Origin of the sequence: Streptomyces sp. NPDC059443 (assembly GCF_042750105.1) — a bacterium.
In the GTDB taxonomy this organism is placed as follows: domain Bacteria; phylum Actinomycetota; class Actinomycetes; order Streptomycetales; family Streptomycetaceae; genus Streptomyces.
The window spans coordinates 86,893-102,576 of sequence record NZ_JBHYVM010000024.1; the positions used below are offsets into that span (position 1 = coordinate 86,893).

11 protein-coding genes and 1 pseudogene are annotated in these 15,684 nt (G+C 72.5%); 3 read left to right on the plus strand and 9 right to left on the minus strand.

Annotation, left to right across the window (positions count from 1 at the left end; all coding sequences use genetic code 11):
* Positions 1 to 149: 149 nt before the first annotated feature.
* Complete coding sequence (gene lepA, locus ACFXDJ_RS23030) at positions 150 to 2,015, minus strand: translation elongation factor 4 (RefSeq protein WP_384652579.1); 1,866 nt, start codon at positions 2,013 to 2,015, stop codon at positions 150 to 152.
* Between the two features lie 226 nt (positions 2,016 to 2,241).
* On the opposite strand from lepA, the gene rpsT reads away from it, so the two are divergent.
* Positions 2,242 to 2,508: a 30S ribosomal protein S20 gene (gene rpsT / locus ACFXDJ_RS23035; protein ID WP_330296357.1), complete on the plus strand. Its 267-nt coding sequence runs from the start codon at positions 2,242 to 2,244 to the stop codon at positions 2,506 to 2,508.
* Between the two features lie 212 nt (positions 2,509 to 2,720).
* On the opposite strand, the gene ACFXDJ_RS23040 is transcribed toward rpsT, so the two are convergent.
* Complete coding sequence (locus ACFXDJ_RS23040) at positions 2,721 to 3,305, minus strand: TetR/AcrR family transcriptional regulator (RefSeq protein WP_384652578.1); 585 nt, start codon at positions 3,303 to 3,305, stop codon at positions 2,721 to 2,723.
* Between the two features lie 100 nt (positions 3,306 to 3,405).
* Here ACFXDJ_RS23040 and ACFXDJ_RS23045 point away from each other — a divergent pair, with 100 nt between their 5' ends.
* Positions 3,406 to 4,785, plus strand: a complete 1,380-nt coding sequence (locus ACFXDJ_RS23045; protein WP_384850146.1) for an MFS transporter — start codon at positions 3,406 to 3,408, stop codon at positions 4,783 to 4,785.
* Positions 4,786 to 4,821: 36 nt separating this feature from the next.
* On the opposite strand, the gene holA is transcribed toward ACFXDJ_RS23045, so the two are convergent.
* Positions 4,822 to 5,814, minus strand: coding sequence for a DNA polymerase III subunit delta (gene holA, locus ACFXDJ_RS23050; RefSeq protein ID WP_384850149.1), 993 nt, complete (start codon positions 5,812 to 5,814; stop codon positions 4,822 to 4,824).
* A gap of 73 nt (positions 5,815 to 5,887) precedes the next feature.
* On the opposite strand from holA, the gene ACFXDJ_RS23055 reads away from it, so the two are divergent.
* Positions 5,888 to 6,130: a hypothetical protein gene (locus tag ACFXDJ_RS23055; protein ID WP_384652572.1), complete on the plus strand. Its 243-nt coding sequence runs from the start codon at positions 5,888 to 5,890 to the stop codon at positions 6,128 to 6,130.
* A gap of 18 nt (positions 6,131 to 6,148) precedes the next feature.
* Here the strand turns inward: ACFXDJ_RS23055 and ACFXDJ_RS23060 are convergent, their stop codons facing one another.
* The 6 genes and pseudogenes from ACFXDJ_RS23060 to leuS form a co-directional block, all read right to left on the minus strand.
* Entirely contained in the window at positions 6,149 to 7,030 is an 882-nt protein-coding gene (locus ACFXDJ_RS23060; RefSeq protein ID WP_384652570.1) for a YceI family protein, read from the minus strand.
* Between the two features lie 136 nt (positions 7,031 to 7,166).
* Positions 7,167 to 9,575, minus strand: a pseudogene (locus tag ACFXDJ_RS23065) (ComEC/Rec2 family competence protein); the annotation flags it as partial.
* On the minus strand, positions 9,572 to 10,561 hold the full coding sequence (locus ACFXDJ_RS23070) for a helix-hairpin-helix domain-containing protein (protein ID WP_384652568.1): 990 nt from the start codon (positions 10,559 to 10,561) through the stop codon (positions 9,572 to 9,574). The gene ACFXDJ_RS23070 and the pseudogene ACFXDJ_RS23065, both read right to left, overlap by 4 nt.
* 98 nt (positions 10,562 to 10,659) lie before the next feature.
* Positions 10,660 to 11,505 carry a DegV family protein gene (locus tag ACFXDJ_RS23075; protein ID WP_384652566.1) on the minus strand — a complete coding sequence of 282 codons (846 nt, stop codon included), beginning with the start codon at positions 11,503 to 11,505 and terminating at the stop codon, positions 10,660 to 10,662.
* A gap of 96 nt (positions 11,506 to 11,601) precedes the next feature.
* Entirely contained in the window at positions 11,602 to 12,327 is a 726-nt protein-coding gene (locus ACFXDJ_RS23080) for a hypothetical protein (protein ID WP_384652564.1), read from the minus strand.
* 122 nt (positions 12,328 to 12,449) lie between these two features.
* The gene (gene leuS, locus ACFXDJ_RS23085; RefSeq protein WP_384652562.1) at positions 12,450 to 15,338 is read right to left on the minus strand and encodes a leucine--tRNA ligase; all 2,889 of its coding nucleotides are present in this window, start codon (positions 15,336 to 15,338) and stop codon (positions 12,450 to 12,452) included.
* Positions 15,339 to 15,684 lie beyond the last annotated feature (346 nt).

Below are 15,684 nucleotides of genomic sequence, written 5' to 3' on the forward strand. Positions count from 1 at the left end.
GGTGCCCGGCCAAAAAAACTGGCGAGTAACCAACGAGCAGTGATCAGACTAGGGGCCCTCCGCCTGGCGCGTAAGAGCCCTTGGGGCGCCGATTCATAACGAAACAGGCCCCCGCGCCGGAGCACGGGGGCCTGTCTGGTCTACGGCGGCTACTTCTTCTTGCCGCCGGACTCGTCGCTGGAGAGGACGGCGATGAAGGCCTCCTGCGGGACCTCCACGGAGCCGACCATCTTCATGCGCTTCTTGCCTTCCTTCTGCTTCTCCAGCAGCTTCCGCTTACGGGAGATGTCACCGCCGTAGCACTTGGCGAGGACGTCCTTGCGGATCGCGCGGATGGTCTCGCGGGCGATGACGCGCGAGCCGATGGCCGCCTGGATCGGGATCTCGAAGGCCTGCCGCGGGATGAGCTCGCGCAGCTTGGCGACCAGGCGCACACCGTAGGCGTACGCGGCGTCCTTGTGCGTCACGGCGGAGAAGGCGTCGACCTTGTCGCCGTGCAGCAGGATGTCGACCTTGACCAGGCCGGAGGCCTGCTCGCCGGTGGGCTCGTAGTCGAGGGAGGCGTAACCGCGGGTCTTGGACTTCAGCTGGTCGAAGAAGTCGAAGACGATCTCCGCGAGGGGGAGGGTGTAGCGGATCTCGACCCGGTCCTCGGAGAGGTAGTCCATCCCGAGGAGCGTGCCGCGGCGCTGCTGGCAGAGCTCCATGATCGCGCCGATGAACTCGGAGGGCGCGAGCAGGGTGGCCCGTACGACCGGCTCGAAGACGTCCTTGATCTTGCCTTCGGGGAACTCGCTCGGGTTGGTGACGGTGACCTCCTTGCCGTCCTCCAGGACGACGCGGTAGACCACGTTGGGCGCGGTGGCGATCAGGTCGAGGCCGAACTCGCGCTCCAGGCGCTCGCGGACCACGTCCAGGTGGAGCAGGCCGAGGAAGCCGACGCGGAAGCCGAAGCCCAGCGCCGCCGAGGTCTCCGGCTCGTAGACCAGCGCGGCGTCGTTGAGCTGGAGCTTGTCCAGGGCCTCGCGCAGGTCGGGATAGTCCGAGCCGTCGAGCGGGTACAGGCCCGAGAAGACCATCGGGCGCGGGTCCTTGTAGCCGCCGAGGGCCTCGGTCGCGCCGTTGTTCAGGCTGGTGATGGTGTCACCGACCTTGGACTGACGGACGTCCTTCACGCCGGTGATGATGTAGCCCACTTCTCCGACGCCGAGGCCGTCGGAGGGGGTCATCTCCGGGGAGGAGACACCGATCTCCAGCAGCTCGTGCGTGGCGCCGGTGGACATCATCCGGATGCGCTCGCGCTTGTTGAGCTGGCCGTCGACCACACGGACGTAGGTGACGACGCCGCGGTACGAGTCGTAGACCGAGTCGAAGATCATCGCGCGGGCCGGGGAGTCCTTCGGGCCGACCGGGGCCGGGACCGTGGCGACGATCTTGTCGAGCAGCGCGTCCACGCCGACACCGGTCTTCGCCGAGACGCGCAGGACGTCCTCGGGCTGGCAGCCGACCAGGTTCGCGAGCTCCTCGGCGAACTTCTCCGGCTGGGCGGCCGGCAGGTCGATCTTGTTCAGGACCGGGACGATCGCCAGGTCCTTCTCCATCGCCAGGTACAGGTTGGCGAGGGTCTGCGCCTCGATGCCCTGGGCGGCGTCCACCAGCAGGACCGTGCCCTCGCAGGCGGCGAGCGAGCGCGAGACCTCGTACGTGAAGTCGACGTGCCCGGGGGTGTCGATCATGTTGAGGATGTGGGTGCTGCCCTGGCCCTCGCCCACGGTGGGCGCCCACGGCAGTCGCACCGCCTGGGACTTGATCGTGATTCCGCGCTCACGCTCGATGTCCATGCGGTCGAGGTACTGGGCGCGCATCTGCCGCGAGTCCACCACGCCGGTGAGCTGGAGCATCCGGTCGGCGAGGGTCGACTTGCCGTGGTCGATGTGCGCGATGATGCAGAAATTGCGGATCAGCGCCGGGTCGGTACGGCTCGGCTCGGGCACGTGGCTGGGGATCGCGGGCACGCAGTGTCCTGATTCTCGGGTCTCAGTCGGAACGAAGTGGTGAGCGTCGGTCTGCGCGAAGTCGGATCTGTACGCAGGCTTCCATGGTCCCATGGACTGGGCAGTGCGCTCGGTTTGGGCCGGTCGGAGCGCGCCTGGTAGCCTGAGCAGCTGTGTCTCGTATGCCCTCTAAGCTTCCGGGACACAAATCCGAAGATCAAATCTCTGAACCTGCAAAGGCTCTTTCGTGGCGAACATCAAGTCCCAGATCAAGCGGAACAAGACGAACGAGAAGGCGCGCCTGCGCAACAAGGCCGTCAAGTCCTCGCTCAAGACCGCGATCCGCAAGGCCCGCGAGGCCGTCGCCGCCGGTGACGTCGAGAAGGCCACCGTGGCTTCTCGCGCCGCCGCGCGTGCACTCGACAAGGCTGTCTCGAAGGGTGTCATCCACAAGAACGCCGCCGCCAACAAGAAGTCGGCGCTGGCGATCAAGGCTGCCTCCCTCCAGGGCTGAGCTCCTGATGTGATCGCCGGGTAGGGATCCAGCGGGCCCTCTCTCCCGCTCCCGACCGGCACCCCGCGCCGCACACGAAGCGTTCGCCACGCGGGTGCGGCGCAACCCAAGCAATACCGAAGGCCCCGGCCACCACCCTTCCCCAGGGTGGCGGCCGGGGCCTTCGCGTTGTTCGGGGCTGCCGGCCGCTGGGGCTAGCCGCCGGGGTCGCGCTACCCGGCGACGGCGACCGCGGCGAGGACGGTGGCCGTGAGCGCCTCCGGTGCCTCCTCGGCGGACATCCGGCCGGCCTGGACCTCGGCGGCGGCCGCGTGGACGAGGCTGTAGACGACCGTGACCAGCCAGTCGGCGGACAGGTCGGAGCGCACCTCGCCACTCTCCCGGCCGCGACCGATCAGGCGCCGTACGGGGGCGAGGACCCGGTCGTGGCGTTCGCGCAGCCGCTCGGGCGGGAGGGCCGCGGAAACCGCGGCGAAGACGGCGGAGTGCCGGTCCAGCAGCCGCCACGAGCTGTGGATGAGCCACGCGAGCCCTTCTTCGACGGTGCCGGTTTCGCCGTCGAGCGCCTCAAGGGCGGCCGCGGACTCGGTGACCGCCCGGTCGAGGGCGGCGTCGAGAAGTGCCTCGCGGGTCGGGAAGTGCGAGTAGAGCGTGACACGGCTGACCCCGGCGGCGCGGGCGATGGCGGCCATGCTCGCCTGCGGGTCGGCGAGGAAACAGTCCAGGCCGGCGTCGACGATCGCGGCGGTGTTGCGCTCGGCGTCGGCGCGGCGGGGGCGGGGTGCGTCGGGGACCATGAGGTCAAACTTAACACCGGTGTTCATATTTCCTCGGCGAAGCCGCATACTCGGATCTCAGATCCTTAACACCTCCGTTAACTTTAGGAGCGGCTTCGTCATGCCTCCGAACGCCCCGCACCACGCGTCGCTCGACGCCCCGCACCACGCCGAGCGTCCTCATCCGCACCGGTGGCGGCTGCTCACCCTGCTCGGCCTGGCCCAGTTCATGCTGATCGCCGACGTCACCGTCGTGAACGTCGCACTGCCCGCCATCAGCGGCGACCTCGCCCTCTCCGGATCCGGACCCGGCTGGGTCGTCACGGCGTACACCCTCTTCTTCGGCGCCCTGCTGATGGCCGGCGGGCGGCTGGCGGACCGGTTCGGGGCGCTGCGGGTGTTCCTGGCCGGGCTCACCCTCTTCACGGCCGCCTCGGCGGCCTCCGGACTCGCGACGGACGCGGCCACCCTCATCGCGGCGCGCTCCACGCAGGGCGTCGGCGCGGCGCTGCTCTCCCCGGCGGCCATGGCCCTGGTCACGGCGCTGTTCCAGGGCCCGGCCCGGCACCGCGCCCTCGGCGTCTGGGCGGCGATCGGCGGCGCGGGCGCGGCCATCGGGGTGCTGCTCGGCGGAATCCTCGCCGCCGGGCCCGGCTGGCGTTGGATCTTCTACGTCAACCTGCCCGTCGGGACGCTCGCCCTCCTCGGCGTCCCGCTGGCACTAGGCCGATCGCTGCGCACCTCCGGCGGTCCGGTGACCGGCGCCCGGGTCCAGGTGAACGTGCCGGGAGTCCTCCTCCTGACCCTGGCCTCGGCCGCGCTCGTCTACGGGCTGGCCGAACGCTCCTGGTCCTGGTCGGCCGGGGCCCTGGCCGCGGGGGTGCTCCTCGCGGTGACCGAGCGCCGTTCGCGCAACCCGGTCATGCCCCACGCCATGCCGGGCCGCCGGAACCTGCTGGGCGGCGGCACGGTGATGCTGGGCGCGGCGGGCCTCCTCGTGACGGGGTTCTACCTGAGCTCCCTGCACATCCAGGGCTCCCTCGGGCGGAGCCCCCTGGTCACCGGCCTGGCCTTCCTCCCCGCGGCGGTGGCCGTCACGGCGGGCGCACACCTCGGCTCCCGGCTGGTCCCCCGCTTCGGCTGGCGTCCGGTCGGCGCGGCTTCCTTCGCCCTGGCCGCGGCGGGCGCGGCCGTGACCTCCCTCGGCGGCCTCTGGACGGGTCTGGTCCCCGGCTTCGCCCTGCTGGCCCTCGGACTCGGCGCGGCGTTCGTCTGCGCCACGACCTCGGCCTTCTCCGAAGTGGCCCCGGACCACACCGGCCTGGCCTCCGGGCTGGTCGGCACCTCGCACGAACTGGGCGCGGCCATCGGCATCGCCGCCCTCGCCCAGGGCAGCTTCACCACGCTCGCCCTCCCGGCCCTGGCCCTCGCCCTGGCCGCTCCCCTGCTCCTCCCCCACGGCCGCCCGGACGCCTCTTCCTCCCACGCTATGGCCCATTGACCCCGGACCTGACCGGCAAGATCCGAAAGGAACGGCCTAGCCGCGCGGGCGGCGGGCGGCGCGCGCAACCGCCACCACGGCCTTCTCCAGCGCGTACTCCGGGTCGTCGCCCCCGCCCTTGACGCCCGCGTCGGCCGCCGCCACCGCGAGCAGGGCGTCCGCGACTCCGTCCGCCGACCATCCCCGCATCTGCTGCCGGACCCGGTCGATCTTCCACGGCGGCATGCCGAGATCGCGTGCGAGATCACCGGGACGGGCCCCGCGCGGGGCCGAGGCGAGCTTTCCGATCGCCCGCACCGCCTGGGCCAGCGCGCTGGTGATCAGGACCGGCGCCACCCCGGTGGACAGGGACCAGCGCAGGGCCTCCAGCGCCTCGGCCGCCCGGCCCTCGACCGCCCGGTCGGCGACCGTGAAGCTCGAAGCCTCGGCCCGGCCGGTGTAGTAGCGGCCGACCACGGCCTCGTCGATCGTGCCCTCGACGTCCGCGCACAGCTGCGCCGCCGCGCTCGCCAGCTCCCGCAGATCGCTCCCGATCGCGTCGACCAGCGTCTGGCAGGCCTCCGGGGTCGCGGATCGACCCAGCGTGCGGAACTCGCCGCGCACGAACGACAGCCGGTCCGCCGGCTTCGTCATCTTCGGGCAGGCGACCTCCCGGGCGCCGGCCTTGCGCGCCGCGTCGAGCAGGCCCTTGCCCTTGACCCCGCCGGCGTGCAGCAGGACGAGGCTGATCTCCTCGTACGGCGCGTCGAGGTACGCCTTGACTTCCTTGACCGTGTCCGCCGACAGGTCCTGCGCGTTGCGGACGACCAGCACCTTGCGCTCCGAGAAGAGCGAGGGGCTGGTCAGCTCGGCCAGCGTGCCGGGCTGGAGCTGATCGGAGGCGAGATCGCGCACGTCGGTGTCGGCGTCGGCGGCCCGGGCCGCCAGCAGCACCTCCCGTACGGCGCGGTCGAGCAGCAGGTCCTCCTGCCCCACCGCGAGGGTGATGGGGGCAAGCGGATCGTCGGTGGAATTCTTCCTGGTGGCCATCGGATCCAGCATCCCACGCCGCACCGACAGCCCCTCGCTCCGCGGTCCCCTCCCCGTGCCGGAGAATGACCGGGTGAACGTGCGACATGTACTGGTCCTGCCCGACCGCGACTCCGCCGAAGAGGTGGCCCGGGAGCTGGTCGACCGCTTCGGCCTGCCGGAGGAACCGCAGTTGGTCCGCGACGCCCTGGCGGGCGAGGACGACGCCGAGGACGCCCAGTGGCTGGTGGTGGTCGAGGACCCCCGCGAAGGGCTCGACCCCACCGCCCTGGACGATCTGGCCGCCGAGTACGACGGCTGGCTCGAAGCCCCGTAGGACCCCGGCGCCCCCTGGTCAGGCCTTGTGCACGACCTGGATGTCCAGCGTCACTTCCACGCTCGAACCGATCGCCGCGATCCCGTGCGCCAGCATCGACTGCCAGTTCAGCGTGAAGTCCTCCCGGTGCAGCTCGGCCGTGGCCCGGCAGGCCGCCCGCGGTTCGCCCTCCATCCCCGCTCCCAGGCCCAGGTACTGGGTGTCCAGGGTCACGGACCGGCTGACCCCGTGGAGGGTCAGCGCGCCCGCCACGGACCACCGGCTGCCGATCCGGTGGATGAACCGCTCGCTGTAGAACTCCACGGTCGGGTGGCGGGCAGCGTCCAGGAAGTCCGCGGAGCGCAGGTGGTCGTCCCGCATCCGCAGTCCGGTGTCGATGCTCGCCGCGTCGATGATCACGTGCATGGAGGAGTCCTCCATGCGGTCGGCTATCCGCACCGCGCCGGCGAAGGTGTTGAACCGGCCGTTGATCCGGGCGAGGCCGATGTGCCGGGCCGAGAACCCGATCGACGAATGCGTCGGGTCGAGCTCCCAGTGGCCGGGCTGCGGCAGCAGCGGCGGCTCCACCGCGTCGAGGATGATCTCCCCCGTGCCGGGCTGCGCGGGGTCCCCCACCAGCGTCGCCCCGTGGAAGGGCGCGTAGCCCTCGGCCGTGACGGACAGCCGGTACTCGCCCTCCGGCATGGTCGCCGTGAAACCGCCGTACGGGTCCGTCTCCCCACTGACGATCCGTCGGCCGATCGGGTCGGTCACCTCGAACTGGGCCTGCCGCACCGGCTGGTGGACCGTGTCGAGAACCCGGCAGCTGAGCAGCCGTGCCGTATGAGGAAGCGTCAGTGTCGCGGATGTCTGGGGACTGGCACTTCCCGCCGACTCCATCCCCCGTCTGCGACTGAACATGGTTTATGCACCCCCGTGCTGTGTGGACTTGGACCGCTCTGGCGAAAACGCATTCGATCATGCTGTCGGGTTGTGGGCAAACAGAGCGGTCACGCCCGGTATGGCCGCGCCGGTTCCGTCGTCGAATGACCGGGAATGCCCTCAGCCGCGAGCCGCTGCCGGTGACGGCGACCGAGCCGTCCTCGTCCGTGCGCAGCACGGCCGCCCCCGAGGCCCGCAGCCGCGCGAGCGTACCTTCGGCGGGATGCCCGTACCGGTTGCCCGCGCCGACCGGGACGATCGCGAGGCGCGGCCGGACCCGGTCGTAGAGGCCCGGGTCCTGGTGTGCGCTGCCGTGGTGGGCGACCTTGAGGACGTCGATCGGCCCCAGCTCCTGATGGCGCCTCAGCAGCTCTTGTTGGGAGTCCGGTTCGAGGTCGCCCAGCAGGAGGAGGGTCAATCCGGCGGTCCGCACCAGCAGGGCCACGCTCGCGTCGTTGGGCCCCTCGGACGGCGGGCCCCCGGCCGGCGGCCACAGCACCTGCCACTCCAGCGGCCCGGCCCTGCGCCGCTCCCCGTCCATCGCGGGGACCACCGGAATCCCGGCGGCCGCCGCCGTCCGCCGTACGAACTCCGCCTGCCCCCGCGGCTCTTCCAGCGTGGTGACCTGCACCACGCCCACCGTGCGCCCCCGCAGCACCCCCGCCAGCCCGCCCACGTGGTCGGCGTGAAAGTGCGTCAGCAGTAGCAACGGCACCCGCCGCACGCCCAGTTCCCTCAGGCACGCGTCCACCGGACCGGGCTCGGGGCCCGCGTCCACCACCACGGCCGTGCCCGGGGCGACGGCGAGGACGGCGGCATCCCCCTGGCCGACCGCGCACTGCACATAGCTCCAGCCGGGCGGCGGCCACCCTTTGATCGTACGAGCGACCAGCGGCGGCCTCAGTACCGCGAGGAGCAGTGCCACGGCCAGGGCGGAGGCGAGCCATCGCCTGATCCCGAGCCGCCGGCCGAGCCCCACCACCGCCAAGGTGGCCGTGGCGAGCAGCAACCCTCCCCCCACCCCGCCGGGCCACCCCAGCTCCGCCCCAGGCAGTCGCGCCCCGCCCCGGGCCACCGCCGCGATCCACCCGGCCGGCACCCCCGCGCACCAGGCCAGCAGCTCCGCCGCCGGCCTGCACAGCGGGGCAGCCGCCAGCGCGGCGAACCCCAGGACCGTAGCGGGGCCCGCGGCCAGCTCGGCCAGCAGATTGCAGGGCACCGCCACCAGGCTCACCCGGGCCGACAGCACGGCGACGACCGGCGCGCACACCGCCTGCGCGGCCGCCGCGGCCCCCAGCGCCTCGGCCGGGCGCGGCCACATCCCACGGCTTCGCAGGGCCTCGCTCCACCGGGGCGCCAGGGTCAGCAGGGCCCCGGTGGCCAGGACCGAGAGGAGGAATCCGTAGCTGCGGGCCAGCCAGGGGTCGTAGAGCACCAGCAGCAGTACGGCGGCGGCCAGCGCCGGGAGCAGGGATCTGCGCCGCCCGGTGGCGATGGCCAGCAAGGTCACCGACCCGCAGGCCGCCGCCCGCAGCACGCTGGGCTCCGGCCGGCACACCACCACGAACGCCAGGGTCAGCGCCGCTCCGCACAGGGCCGTCGCCCGCAGCGAGAGCCCCAGGCGCGGCGCCAGACCACCCCGCTCCGCCAGCTGCGCGCGGGCCGGGGGCCCGATGAGGAGGAAGAGCACCACGGTCAGGTTGGATCCGGAGACCGCCAGCAGGTGCAGCAGATCGGTGGCCCGGAACGCCTCGTGCAGATCGGGCTCCACCCGGGAGGTGTCCCCGACCACCAGCCCCGGCAGCAGGGCCCGGGCATCGGGCGCCAGACCGTCGGTGACCTCGCGCAGCCCGGCCCGCAGCCGCCCGGCGATCCGCTGCACGGCGTCCGGGCCGCCGGTCACCCGTGGCGGCGCGTCCCCGGCCGGCCGGAGAAGGGCGACGGCCCGCTCGCCGTCCCCGTTCGGCGCCAGCCGGCCGACCACGGCGACCCTGGTCGACGGCTGCAACCGGGCCCATCCCGGATGCCCCGCCAGCACCCGCACTGGGGTGGACACCCCGGTCCGCGCCCCGCCCGGCCCGGTCACCCGGGTCACCACCGCATCGAGCACCACCACGGGTGGTCCGCTCCCGCTGCGGGCGGTCCGGGGGTCGGATCCGACCGTGAGCTCCGCCAGCACCCGGGCGTGCTCCCCGGCCAGCTCCGCCACCGGCCCGGCCCGCGCCTCGGCCCGCTGGAGCCCGGCCACCCCGGCCCCGGCGGCCGCGCACAGCAGGGCCGCCGCCACGGCCGTCCCGGCCTTCCAGAGCGGCCCCTGACGCCTGCACCCGGCCAGTATCAGCAGCCCGGCGACGCCCACCGCCAGCCCCGCCGCCCAGGCGCTCAAGCCGAGGGGCGCACCGAGGGCGAGCGCGGCAGCCGCCCAGGCGGCCAGGGCCGGCACCACCAGGCGCAGATCCGGGGGGCGTGCCCGCACCGGGTCCCCGCCGGCCGGGGGGAGCGCCGCTTCCCCGGTCCCGCTCACGGCCGCACCAGCTTCCGCAGATCGGCGAAGCGGCGCTCGCCGATCCCGTTGACCTGCCGGAGCTCCTCCACGGACCGGAAGCCCCCACGGACCGTCCGGAAGTCCACGATGTGCTGAGCCAGGACCGGGCCCACCCCCGGCAGGCCGTCCAACTGCTCGGCCGTGGCCGTGCCGAGGCTCAGCGGCCCGGAAGCGGGCGCTGAACCCCCGCCCGCCGGTGGCGGAGCCGGAGCCCCGACCAGCACCTGTTCGCCGTCCATGAGGACCCGGGCCCGGTTGAGCCCGGTGATGTCCGTCCCGGGCCGCACTCCCCCGGCGGCGACCAGGGCGTCCTCCACCCGCGAGCCGGCCGGCAGCCTCCGCACACCCGGGTCCCGGACCTTGCCGCTGACGTCCACCAGGATCCGGCCGGTGGCCGTGGATCCCCCGGCCGTGCCTCCGGCGGTCGGCGCCGGCCGCACGGCGGCAGCGGGCGCGGGCGCCACCAGGGCTGGTGCGGTCACCGGCTGCGGCCGGGCCGACCAGTACTGCTGCCCGGCGAACCCGACCGCCGCGACCAGCACCACCGACACGGCGGCCACCGCCCGCGGCTCCACCCCGCAACGGGCCTGCAGCCACACGGGCAGCCGCTCCCGCACGGCGAGCCGCCGGGCAACCCCGTCCGGCAGCCCGTCCCCGTCGCCCCGGGACTCCACCCCGGCAGCCGACCCGCCCGGCGACCCGACCGCCGCCGGCTCGGGCACCGGAACCGGGACGGGAACCGGAACCGGAGTTGGGGTCGGTGCCGGAGCCGAACCCACGTCCGGGGACGGAGGGCCCGGTGGATTGCCGCCCAGCAGGGCCTCGGCCCTGCGCCGCACCGCGGCGGGCTCGGGGTGGCCCGCGCGGTCGCCGCGACGATGGCGCATGCGGCCGTCGGAGAGCCGGGGGCGGCCGGGGCCGCTGGTGGCGCCGGCGGGGGACGAAGTGCGTGTACGGAGAGTCATGCCACGACGTTAGGGCCGAAGCCGGAACCCCGTTCGGAGCCCTCAATTCCGGTGGATGGCCGGCCCGTTGTGAATAACCCCGTCACCCGATCCAGTGATCAGCGCGGGGAAACGACCGCCGCCAGCAGCCCCGGCCCGGTGTGCGCGCCGATCACCGCTCCGACCTCGCTGACGTGCAGTTCGACCAGTCCGGGGATCCGCTCGCGGAGCCGCTGCGCGAGCTTCTCCGCGCGCTCGGGGGCCGCCAGGTGGTGCACCGCCACATCGACGGCTCCGGAACCCGCCCGCTCGACGGCCAGCTCCTCCAGGCGGGCGATGGCCTTGGAAGCCGTACGCACCTTCTCCAGCATCTCGATCCGCCCCCCGTCCAGTGTCAGCAGTGGCTTGACCGCCAGTGCCGAACCGAGCAGGGCCTGTGCGGCGCCGATGCGGCCGCCGCGGCGGAGGTAGTCGAGGGTGTCGACGTAGAAGTACGCCGACATCCCGGCGGCCCGCTTCTCCGCGGCGGCGACGGCCTCGTCCAGGGAACCGTCGGCCTCGGACACCTCGGCCGCGGCCAGGGCGCAGAAGCCGAGGGCCATCGCGACCATGCCGGTGTCCACGACGCGTACGGGCACCGGGGCGGTCTTCGCGGCGAGCACGGCGGCGTCGTAGGTGCCGGAGAACTCGGCGGACAGGTGCAGGCTGACGATGCCGGTCGCGCCGGCGTCGGCACAAGCCTGGTAGGCCCGGACGAACTCCTCCGGACTGGGGCGGGAGGTGGTGACCGAGCGGCGCTTCTGCAGGGCGAGGGCGAGGCTGCGGGCCGAGATCTCGGTTCCCTCCACGAGGGCCTCGTCGCCGAGGACCACGGTCAGCGGGACGGAGATGATTCCGTGGCGCGCCATGGCTGGTTGGGGCAGGTAGGCCGTGGAATCGGTGACGATCGCGACATGGCGGGACATGAGGCGGAGGTTACCGGCAGTGGAGGTGTTCCGGCAGCCCGGACCCCTGCCGGGGGCCCTGCGGCCGCGCCCGCCCGGCCCCCGCCCGGCACGAGCTCAGGTCGTGGCTTCCGGGCGGGGCGCCTTCTGCCAGGGGTACTGGGGCGTCGGGGTGGCGTGAGGAAGGGCGTGCTGGGTGTTCCAAGAGTTCTGGGGGGCCTGGGGGGTCTGCGTGTTCCAAGAGCTCTGGGAGGTCTGCGAGGTCTGGGGCGGGCTCGGCAGGTCGTCGATGGATTGTCGGGACCAGTCCCGCAGGGCGCCCGACTCGACTTCGATCTGGGCCGACAGCGACGAGAGGTCGTCCTCCGCGAAGCGGCGGGCGCGGTCGCGCGCCGCCCAGCGCAGCGAGTCCGCCGCCTGCGTGATCTTCGACGTGCGCTCCCGCAGCTGCGGCAGGGCTTCCGCCGTCCGCTTGCGGTCCGGCTCCGTCTCCAGCCGCTTCAGCTCGTCGTCCAGCTCGTGCCCGTGCCCGCTCAGCCGCTCGAACAGCTCGATCGACTCCTTCAGCGAGGCATCCGCCTTGACCCCCTCGTACAGCGCGTCCTGCGTGGCCCGCATCGACGTCCGCAGGTCCAGCCGCAGCTGGGCCAGCGCTCCCGCGACACCGACCTGGCCGAAGCTGCGTGCCTTCAAGGTGGTGTCCTCCACGGTGCGGCGGGCCTGGGTTATGGTCCGGTCCACGCCGCGCACGGCTGCCTTGACCACCTTCGTCGTCACATAGGCCCCGAGCCCCAGGAAGGCGAACAGCAGCACCAGGGCCACGATGATAAAAGCCGCCTCCATGAGGTTTCCTTCCCCAGCCGTTTAGGTCCCTTCCACCGTAAACGCCACGGGCAGGCCGCGGGTTCCAATCGAACCCCCAACCTGCCCGTACGGGACAACCCCTAGACCAGGGTCATCACCGGTCACACGACGATGTTCACCAGCTTCGGCGCGCGCACGATCACCTTGCGGATCTCGGCCCCGCCCAGCGCCGCCACGACCGCCTCGTCGCCCAGGGCCAGCTGCTCCAGGTCGGCGTCGGAGATCGTCGGCGGCACCTCCAGGCGCGCCTTGACCTTGCCCTTGATCTGGACGACGCAGGTCACGCTCTCGTCCACGACGTACGCCGGGTCCGCGACCGGGAAGTCCTGGTGGACGACCGAATCGGTGTGGCCCAGCCGCTGCCACAGCTCCTCCGCGATGTGCGGAGCCAGCGGGGCGACCAGCAGGACCAGCCGCTCGGCGACCGAGCGCTCCAACGGCCGGCCCGCCTTCGTCAGGGCGTTGTTCAGCTCGGTGATCTTCGCGATCGCCGTGTTGAAGCGCAGCCCCGCCATGTCGGCGCCGGCCCCGTCGATCGCCTTGTGCAGCGCGCGCAGGGTGTTCTCGCCCGGCTCCGCGTCGACCACTGTGACGGCGCCGGTCTCCTCGTCCACCACGTTGCGCCACAGGCGCTGCAGCAGCCGGTACTGGCCGACCACGGCCCGCGTGTCCCACGGCCGCGAGACGTCCAGCGGGCCCATCGCCATCTCGTACAGGCGCAGGGTGTCCGCGCCGTACTCCTCGCAGATCTCGTCCGGCGTGACGGCGTTCTTCAGGGACTTGCCCATCTTGCCGTGCTCACGCTTGACGGGCTCGCCCTGGTAGAAGTAGCCGCCGTCGCGCTCCTCGACCTCGGCCGCCGGTACGTACACACCGCGCGAGTCGGTGTACGCGTACGCCTGGATCATGCCCTGGTTGAACAGCTTGTGGAACGGCTCGACCGAGGAGACGTGCCCCAGGTCGAACAGCACCTTCGACCAGAAGCGCGCGTACAGCAGGTGCAGGACCGCGTGCTCGGCGCCGCCCACGTACAGGTCGACGCCGCCGTGCGGCGCACCCTCGTTCGGGCCCATCCAGTACTGCTCGATCGCCGGGTCGACCAGCGCCTCGGAGTTGTTCGGGTCCAGGTAGCGCAGCTCGTACCAGCAGGAGCCGGCCCAGTTCGGCATGGTGTTGGTCTCGCGGCGGTACGAACGCACGCCGCGCCCGTCGCCCAGGTCCAGCTCCACGTTGACCCACGCCTCGTTCCGCGACAGCGGGGTCTCCGGCTTGGAGCCGGCGTCGTCGGGCTCGAAGGTGCGCGGCGAGTAGTCCTCGACCTCCGGCAGCTCCAGCGGCAGCATCGAAGCGGGCAGGGAGTGCGCGACGCCGTCCTCGTCGTAGACGATCGGGAAGGGCTCGCCCCAGTACCGCTGGCGGCTGAACAGCCAGTCGCGCAGCCGGAAGTTGACGGTCCCCTCGCCGATGCCGCGCTCGGCCAGCCAGTCGGTGATCGCGGCCTTCGCCTCGACCACGCCCAGGCCGTCCAGCGAGATGCCCTCGCCCGTGGAGTGGACGATCGTGCCGTCGTACGAGGAGAACGCGTCGTCCCACTCGGCCGGGTCGGCGTCGCGGTCGTCAGTGGGCTGCACGACGCAGCGCATCGGCAGCTCGAAGGCCTGCGCGAACGCGAAGTCGCGGGTGTCGTGCGCCGGGACGGCCATGATCGCACCGGTGCCGTAGCCCATCAGCACGTAGTCCGCGATGAAGACCGGCACCTGCTCGCCACTGACCGGGTTGACCGCGAAGGCGCCGGTGAAGACACCGGTCTTGTCCTTGGCCTCGGCCTGGCGCTCGACGTCCGACTTCGACGCGGCCTGCTTGCGGTACGCGTCCACGGCCTCGCCGGGGGTCGCGGCGCCGCCGGTCCACACCTGGCGGGTGCCCTCGGGCCACTCGGCCGGGACGATCTTCGCGACCAGGTCGTGCTCGGGCGCCAGCACCATGTAGGTGGCGCCGAACAGCGTGTCGGGGCGCGTGGTGAAGACGGTGATGGCATCGCCGTCGCCGACCGCGAAGTCGACGCGCGCGCCCTCGCTGCGGCCGATCCAGTTGCGCTGCTGCAGCTTGATGGCCTCGGGCCAGTCCAGCGCGTCCAGGTCGTCGATCAGGCGGTCGGCGTAGGCCGTGATCCGCATGTTCCACTGGCTCAGCTTGGACTTGAAGACCGGGAAGTTGCCGCGCTCGGACCGGCCGTCGGCGGTGACTTCCTCGTTGGCCAGTACGGTGCCCAGCCCGGGGCACCAGTTGACGGGCGCGTCCGAGGCGTAGGCCAGCCGGTACTCGTTCAGCACGTCGGCCCGCTCGCCCGCGCTCAGCGCGGCCCAGGAAGCGCCGCCGGGCACCTCGCGGGAGCCGTCCTCGAAGGCGGCGACCAGCTCGGCGATCGGACGGGCCGTCTTCGCCTCCGCGTCGTACCAGGAGTTGTAGATCTGCAGGAAGATCCACTGGGTCCACTTGTAGTAGTCCGGGTCGATCGTCGCGAAGGAGCGGCGCTTGTCGTGGCCCAGACCCAGCCGGCGCAGCTGGACCTTCATGTTCTCGATGTTCGCCTCGGTGGACACGCGCGGGTGCGTGCCCGTCTGCACGGCGTACTGCTCGGCCGGCAGGCCGAAGGCGTCGAAGCCCAGGGTGTGCAGGACGTTGTGGCCGCTCATCCGCTGGTGGCGGGCGTAGACGTCGGTGGCGATGTAACCCAGCGGGTGGCCGACGTGCAGGCCCGCGCCCGAGGGGTACGGGAACATGTCCATGATGAACTTCTTGGGCCGCGCCACGACCGCGGCTGCCTGAGAAGACTCAGTGCCGGCCAGGTCACCGGTCGGGTTCGGGGCCTCGTAGGTGCCCTGCGCGTCCCATACGTCCTGCCAGCGTGCCTCGATGTCGGCGGCCATGGCAGCCGTGTAGCGGTGCGCCTCGGCCGCCTCGGGGGCCGGGGTGTTCGTCTCGCTCATGATTTCTGAAGCTCCATCGATCGTCTCTGCCGTCTCTGCCTGCCCAAACGAAAAAACCCCTCGCACAGGAGGGGGCGCCGCGCCGAGGCCGACCGTCTCGTGCGGTCGGTGCTGTTCAGCGCGGCTCGGTAAGCAGAAGGCGTACGGCACGCATGGCGTCAGGGTACCGCAGGGGCCACCAGGGGTGCTCTGCCGTTCCACCGCCCGGCCGCACGACGAGAAGCGGGGCGCAACAAGAAGCGGGCACAACGAGAAGCGGGGGGGGGGGGGGGGGGGGGCCCCCCGCCGCCCGGGGGGGGCGGGGGGGGGTGAGCTCTGTCCGACTCGGCGTCAAGCTGAGTCTACT

Bases quoted from the DNA above. Each gene is read 5' to 3' on its own strand.
- ACFXDJ_RS23040 (WP_384652578.1), bottom strand. From the start codon at position 3,305: ATGGTCCCCGACGCACCCCGCCCCCGCCGCGCCGACGCCGAGCGCAAC.
- ACFXDJ_RS23045 (WP_384850146.1), top strand. From the start codon at position 3,406: ATGCCTCCGAACGCCCCGCACCACGCGTCGCTCGACGCCCCGCACCAC.
- holA (WP_384850149.1), bottom strand. From the start codon at position 5,814: ATGGCCACCAGGAAGAATTCCACCGACGATCCGCTTGCCCCCATCACC.
- ACFXDJ_RS23060 (WP_384652570.1), bottom strand. From the start codon at position 7,030: ATGTTCAGTCGCAGACGGGGGATGGAGTCGGCGGGAAGTGCCAGTCCC.
- ACFXDJ_RS23070 (WP_384652568.1), bottom strand. From the start codon at position 10,561: ATGACTCTCCGTACACGCACTTCGTCCCCCGCCGGCGCCACCAGCGGC.
- ACFXDJ_RS23075 (WP_384652566.1), bottom strand. From the start codon at position 11,505: ATGTCCCGCCATGTCGCGATCGTCACCGATTCCACGGCCTACCTGCCC.
- ACFXDJ_RS23080 (WP_384652564.1), bottom strand. From the start codon at position 12,327: ATGGAGGCGGCTTTTATCATCGTGGCCCTGGTGCTGCTGTTCGCCTTC.
- leuS (WP_384652562.1), bottom strand. From the start codon at position 15,338: ATGAGCGAGACGAACACCCCGGCCCCCGAGGCGGCCGAGGCGCACCGC.